This is a genomic window from Candidatus Nanopusillus massiliensis, assembly GCF_920984865.1.
The window spans coordinates 113,008-118,603 of sequence record NZ_OV100765.1 but is presented as its reverse complement, the minus strand read 5'-3'; the positions used below and the strand labels follow the sequence as shown (position 1 = coordinate 118,603).

Genomic DNA, 5,596 nt, shown 5'->3' with positions numbered 1-5,596 from the left:
CCTTTACATACTGCTATATCTTGCTGGAATGGAGAAGGAGTTGGAATATTTTGAGTATTTGATATCAATATAGGATCCACATCAGAATCTGATGCAGCAATACAATAATAATATTTCCTTGAGGTAATGCTATACTATTTGTTTGAGCACTATTACTTCCAACAACATTTGCTCCGACTTGTGAATATATATTAAACGTAGAAATCAACAATAGAAAGCTTACTATGGTAAAATATGATATTTTCTTTATATCCATAAGATATTAGAAAACATTGTCCAATATAAAACTATGATTGTTAATATCCTTAACCATTCATGATAATCGAACCCGGGCCCGGGGGGATTCGAACCCCCGATCTTCGGGTTAAGAGCCCGACGCTTTACCAACTAAGCTACGGGCCCAATNTAAATTTTATGATAAAAAGAAATTATAAATTATTCTATAATTATGAATCCTTTACTTCTGGTATGAAATTCTTTATAATTTCTTTCTGTTCTTTAGTTAAAACAGAATNCTTAAATTTATTGATATTTTCTTATTATTTTCATCAATATTTACATCAATATTCTTTTTAGAAATATTATATGTTATACTTAGAATTCCTAAGATTTTTTCTTTTAAATCTGTAACTTCTCTATTTAATTTTATTACATATAATAGATCTTTACCAGCATATGGATGATTAAAATCTATAACAACTCTTCCGCTNNTTACAGATCTTATAACACCAACCATAGTTATCTACATTTACAACTAAATTTGGTATTGGATTTATATTTCTTTTATAAAATTCACTTATAGGTATTATTTTAATTAAACTTGGATCTCTTTCTCCATAGGGTCTTTTTAATAAAAAGTTATATTCTTTCCCATGTTCTGCATTAGCCAATTTTTCTTCAATTTCCTTATTCAATATATTATATCCTAAAGGCATTATTACTAGCTTATTTGTTTTTTCTAATAATCTATTATCTTGATCATATATTGAATATTCGATCTCAACCCACTTTACCATTAATGAAAAAATCTAAATAAAGTTTATATCAATTTTTTAAAGTTTTTGATTATCTAAAAAAGATAATTTTATTAATTTTATTTTCAAAAAAATTTAATGGATAATAATGCGGAAATTTTTGATAAAGAACTGGAAGAAATCAAGCACAGGCAACAAAGAGGATAAAAGTTATTGGATGTGGCGGTGGTGGAAGCAATACAATTTCTACATTATATGGATGGGAATTGAAGGCCCACAATTAATAGCAGTAAATACTGATGTTAGACATTTGTTAATAACAAAAGCACACAGGAAGATATTGGTAGGAAAACAATTAACAAAAGGTTTAGGTGCAGGAAAAGATCCTAAAGTTGGAGCTAGAAGCCGCAAAAGAATCTGAACAAGAATTAAAGAAAGCAATAGAAGGTGCTGATGTCATATTTATCACCTGTGGTCTTGGTGGTGGTACTGGTGGTGGTGCTGCACCGGTTGTTGCTGAAATTGCAAAAAAGATGGGAACACTGGTAATTGCTATATGTACATGGCCATTCTCTGTAGAAGGTGCAAATATATGGGATAATGCTTTATATTCCTTAGAAAAATTAGAAAACAATGTTGATTTCTAGTAATTATTCCAAATGATAAATTACAAACTTTATATCCAAATATTCCATTGATGCAAGCATTTAAAGTTGCAGATTCATTATTAGCAAATGCATTAAAAGATCTAACAGTATTGTTAACAAAACCAGGATATATAAATGTAGATTTTGCAGACTTTANATCGATTGTAGTTGGCTCTGGATATGGTATATTTGGAGTTGGAGAAATCAAATTCAGAAAACAAAGCTGCAGAAGCTGTTCAAAGAGCACTAAACAACCCATTTGTTGATGTTGATGCTACAGGAGCTAAAGCTGCATTAGTAAGAATTGTTTCATCACCAGATGTAACACCTACAGATATAAATAAAATATTAGATACAATAAAATCTGTATTAGATCCAAAAGCAAAATTAATACAAGGAATTACAATTGAAGAAGATAAAAAGAATTATGTAAGAGTATCATTAAAAATTACAAAATTTAAAGCACCTCCATCATTTATATTAGGAATAAAATCTGGAGAAAAAGAATTAAAACCAGAAGAACAGAAAAAGCTAGAAAGTGATCTTGGAATTGAAGTGATTTAGATTTTTCTATTAATTTTAAACTATTTATAGGTACATTTAATGTAAAGGAACTGGAACATCAATTAATTCTTTTGTTACTTCCTTTTTCTTTTCATCTATATTTATTATTTTTCCTCTAGTTCCTTTACATGCTCCAGATAATACTTCTACTATATCATTTATATCATATTCACCTTTTTCTTCTTCAAAGTATTTTAATAATTCATCTATTGGAATTTCTTGAGGTAATACTCTTTTAACATCCCTTATCCCTAAAACTGCTCTTTGTAATTCTAAAGAATTAGTTGTTTCAACAAATAAATATCCTTTTACGCCAGGTATTTGTATTATAGAATATATAGCATACTTTACATTTTTTCCCTCATTTGCTAAAATATCAGCTACAAGTTCTTCTCTTCCAGATGTTACAACTATGGCTTATATTGGCATATATTATCCTTATACTGTAAGCTTATAAATATAGGCAATACAATAGCTGCAACCAATGCAAAGAATAATAATGTAACATAAACCAATTTCTTTATTTCATCCCATGTAAGTTTGCTAGCTGTTTCATATACTTCCTTCATTTCCTTTATACTATGCTNNTACCCATCTATATAATCTTTAAAATATATTTTAAAAAACAAATCTATATGGGCAAGGAAGTTATGGAATATATTAGTAGAAGGAGGAAATGCTAAACCAGGACCAAATATAGGACCAAAATTGAGCCANNNNAAATTAAACATTGGAGAAGTAATAAATAAAATAAATGAAGCTACAAAAGAATTCAAAGGTTTACAGGTACCTGTAAAAATAATAGTAGATACAGAAACAAGAAAATATGAAATAGAGGTAGGATTGCCACCAACATCATCATTATTAAAGAAGGAAGCAAATATAGAAATTGCAAAAAGGACAAAACCAGATGTAGTAGTTGGAAATATTACAATGGAACAAGTAATAAAGGTTGCAAAAGTAAAGATGAAGTGATTTAAATACTAATGATTTAAAATCTGCAGTAAAAATGGTTTTAGGAACGGCATTATCTTTGGGATTAACGGTAAATAATAGAAATCCAAAAGAATTAGTAAAAGAAGTAGATCAGGGATTGTATGATAGTCTATTAAAATGATATGTTTGATATTTTAAGTTTTTTTATTGGTTTAATATTAGGGATAGTTATAACAATTATTATAATTTTTCTGATTATAAGGCATTATATAAAGAAATATTTCTCATTTAAAAAATCAATAAAGGATATAATAGAGTTATTTGTTAAAAGATAATTTTTAAATATTTTCTATATTTCTTTTTTCTATGGATGTTAAAAATATACAATCTCTCATAGAAAAATCAAAAAAGAGAAGATTTAAACAGCAGTAGAACTTATAATTAATTTAAAGAAAGAATATGATTTAAACAAAAGCGAAAATAGATTTACAGAGATATGTTGAATTACCTAAAGGTAGAGGAAAGAAAATAAAAATTGCTGCAATTGTTGGACCTGAATTAGAAAAACCTGCAAAAGAAATATTTGATTTTGTATTGGTTAAGGATAAAATAAAGGAAATAGCTGAAAATAAAAGGGAAGCAAAAAAATTAGTTAGGAGATATTATATTTTTGTAGCACAGGCATCAACTATGGCAGATGTAGGAAAAAATTTAGGTAAATACTTATCTACAAAAAATAAAATGCCAAATCCAAAGTCATGGAATGATAATTCCAGATAATGAAACCAGGATTTCTTAAGATCAATTTATAATAGATTACAAAATATGATTAGAATTGTTGTAAAGAACCACAAAACTATTGGCATACCAACTGGAACTGAAGATATGAAATATGAAGATATATTGGAAAATGCAAACCATGTATTAGTATATTTTATTAATAGGGTTCCTGGGAATAAAAATAGCATAAAGAGTGTTTATATAAAGCTAACAATGAGTGATTCAATAAGAATAATGTAAAATGGTATCCCAACAAAAGATATTATATGCAAATGATTTATATTCTAAGTTATCTAATTCTAAGATAATTGGAATAGCAAATATAATGGATATTCCAACAGCTTCTCTACAAGTAATTAGAAAAAAGTTAAAGGAAATGAATATTAATGTAAAAGTTGTTAAAAAGAATCTCTTGATTAAAGCTTTAGAAAANNNTAAAGATCCAAATATTAAAAAGATGATAGATTAATTGAAGAAAATAAAAGAATTGCAGTTTTATTAATATTACCAAAAGATGATATAAATCCATTTTTATTAAATAAAATATTGGAAGAAAATAAAAGTTATAGAGCTGCTAAGGAAGGAGATATTTAGAGGAAGATGTTAATAATAAGAGCTGGACCTATCTATTTAACACCAGGTCCTGTATTAACTGAATTAAAGAAATATAATATAAAAACAAAGGTTGAAAATGGAAAAATTGTTATAACTGAAGATACATTAGTAGCAAAGAAAAGTCAAAAAGTTGACAGTGAATTAGTATCATTATTACAGAAATTTAATATAACTCCAATACCAGTAAAGATAAAATTATTGGTAGTATATGATGGAAAAACATTATAAAGATATGATATGTTATCAACTCCTTTATAAGAATATATAAATCAATTAAGATCCGGATGTAGAAAAGCTATACATTAACATTAGAAATTGCATTCCCAAAAAAGAAAATATAAAGAATTATTAACAAAAGCATACCAAAACTTAGTAAAATTATCACTAAATACTGGAATACCAACAAAAGATACAATAAAAGATTTATTAACTATATTCAACAAACAGAAGATCTACAACATTAAAGGAAAAACTAAATATTTATGACTAATTTAGATATTTTTAAGTAACTTTTTGCTATTTTTTATCTATATAATTATCATAAAAAATCCCCTCCTTTATAAATAGTATGAATTTAATATTGTTTTATTATTTAGAGAAACTTTATAAGTAACATTTATAACTTTTTCTTTACTTATTTTTATATATGCCGCATATAACATCACAAGACATATCAAAGGAAAGTTATAAATTAACTGATAAGCTTACAATAAAAAACCTTGAAAGTATATTAAAAGCATTTGCTAGTGATTATGATATCCAACCAATATTAATAGGGGGAATGGCTGTAGCTGCATATGCAAAACATAATAAGAAAATATATTGGTGAAACTAAAGATATAGCTTATATAATAAATGAAAATCAGGAAACAAAAGCAAAAGAAATAATATATGGAAAATTATCAGATTTATCAATTAAGGAGGGGAGAATATTTGGGTACGATGGAATTGAAATTAACTATAAATATGGACCAAGCATAAGTATATTATTTAAAGATAAAGAAGTACCATATAATAAAATAGAATTAAAGCTAGGTAAAAAGATAATAAAATTATATGTTGCTGGAATGGAATATTTAC

The 5,596-nt window shown here is 26.5% G+C and carries 10 protein-coding genes, 1 tRNA gene and 2 pseudogenes; 9 read left to right on the top strand and 4 right to left on the bottom strand.

Annotated features, from left to right (window positions below):
- Nucleotides 1-329 precede the first annotated feature (329 nt).
- The 3 genes from LUA84_RS00945 to LUA84_RS05000 all read right to left on the bottom strand — a co-directional run bounded on the left by LUA84_RS00945 (nt 330) and on the right by LUA84_RS05000 (nt 935).
- A tRNA-Lys gene (locus LUA84_RS00945) sits at nt 330-402 on the bottom strand.
- A gap of 100 nt (nt 403-502) precedes the next feature.
- Nucleotides 503-736 (bottom strand): hypothetical protein, encoded by a 234-nt coding sequence (locus LUA84_RS05005; RefSeq protein WP_457913278.1) that lies wholly within the window; start codon nt 734-736, stop codon nt 503-505.
- Nucleotides 684-935 carry a hypothetical protein gene (locus LUA84_RS05000; protein WP_457913321.1) on the bottom strand — a complete coding sequence of 84 codons (252 nt, stop codon included), beginning with the start codon at nt 933-935 and terminating at the stop codon, nt 684-686. Before LUA84_RS05000 ends, LUA84_RS05005 begins: the two co-directional genes overlap by 53 nt.
- Before the next feature lie 199 nt (nt 936-1,134).
- On the opposite strand from LUA84_RS05000, the gene LUA84_RS00940 reads away from it, so the two are divergent.
- The 3 genes from LUA84_RS00940 (at nt 1,135) to LUA84_RS00930 (ending at nt 2,185) form a co-directional block, all read left to right on the top strand.
- Nucleotides 1,135-1,395: a hypothetical protein gene (locus LUA84_RS00940; RefSeq protein WP_231434006.1), complete on the top strand. Its 261-nt coding sequence runs from the start codon at nt 1,135-1,137 to the stop codon at nt 1,393-1,395.
- Nucleotides 1,367-1,621 (top strand): FtsZ/tubulin family protein, encoded by a 255-nt coding sequence (locus LUA84_RS00935; RefSeq protein ID WP_231434005.1) that lies wholly within the window; start codon nt 1,367-1,369, stop codon nt 1,619-1,621. The genes LUA84_RS00940 and LUA84_RS00935 overlap by 29 nt, the downstream gene beginning before the upstream one ends.
- A 168-nt stretch (nt 1,622-1,789) precedes the next feature.
- Complete coding sequence (locus LUA84_RS00930) at nt 1,790-2,185, top strand: FtsZ/tubulin family protein (RefSeq protein ID WP_231434004.1); 396 nt, start codon at nt 1,790-1,792, stop codon at nt 2,183-2,185.
- 36 nt (nt 2,186-2,221) lie between these two features.
- Here LUA84_RS00930 and LUA84_RS04995 read toward each other — a convergent pair whose 3' ends face one another.
- Nucleotides 2,222-2,599, bottom strand: a complete 378-nt coding sequence (locus tag LUA84_RS04995) for a transcription elongation factor Spt5 (protein WP_457913320.1) — start codon at nt 2,597-2,599, stop codon at nt 2,222-2,224.
- 219 nt (nt 2,600-2,818) lie between these two features.
- Between LUA84_RS04995 and LUA84_RS04610 the strand changes: the two are divergent.
- From LUA84_RS04610 to LUA84_RS00900, 6 genes and pseudogenes are all read left to right on the top strand, one after another.
- Nucleotides 2,819-3,302 (top strand): annotated as a pseudogene (locus LUA84_RS04610) (50S ribosomal protein L11).
- Between the two features lie 299 nt (nt 3,303-3,601).
- A pseudogene (gene rpl1P, locus LUA84_RS00920) lies at nt 3,602-4,141 on the top strand (50S ribosomal protein L1).
- 1 nt (nt 4,142) lies between these two features.
- Nucleotides 4,143-4,370 (top strand): 50S ribosomal protein L10, encoded by a 228-nt coding sequence (gene rplJ / locus LUA84_RS00915; protein ID WP_231434003.1) that lies wholly within the window; start codon nt 4,143-4,145, stop codon nt 4,368-4,370.
- Between the two features lie 131 nt (nt 4,371-4,501).
- Nucleotides 4,502-4,744 (top strand): uL10 family ribosomal protein, encoded by a 243-nt coding sequence (locus LUA84_RS00910; protein ID WP_231434002.1) that lies wholly within the window; start codon nt 4,502-4,504, stop codon nt 4,742-4,744.
- Between the two features lie 87 nt (nt 4,745-4,831).
- Nucleotides 4,832-5,002, top strand: coding sequence for a hypothetical protein (locus tag LUA84_RS00905; RefSeq protein WP_231434001.1), 171 nt, complete (start codon nt 4,832-4,834; stop codon nt 5,000-5,002).
- 160 nt (nt 5,003-5,162) lie between these two features.
- Nucleotides 5,163-5,345 (top strand): hypothetical protein, encoded by a 183-nt coding sequence (locus LUA84_RS00900; RefSeq protein WP_231434000.1) that lies wholly within the window; start codon nt 5,163-5,165, stop codon nt 5,343-5,345.
- The last annotated feature ends 251 nt before the right edge of the window (nt 5,346-5,596 follow it).

Bases quoted from the DNA above. Each gene is read 5' to 3' on its own strand.
- LUA84_RS00910 (WP_231434002.1), top strand. From the start codon at position 4,502: ATGTTAATAATAAGAGCTGGACCTATCTATTTAACACCAGGTCCTGTA.
- LUA84_RS00900 (WP_231434000.1), top strand. From the start codon at position 5,163: ATGCCGCATATAACATCACAAGACATATCAAAGGAAAGTTATAAATTA.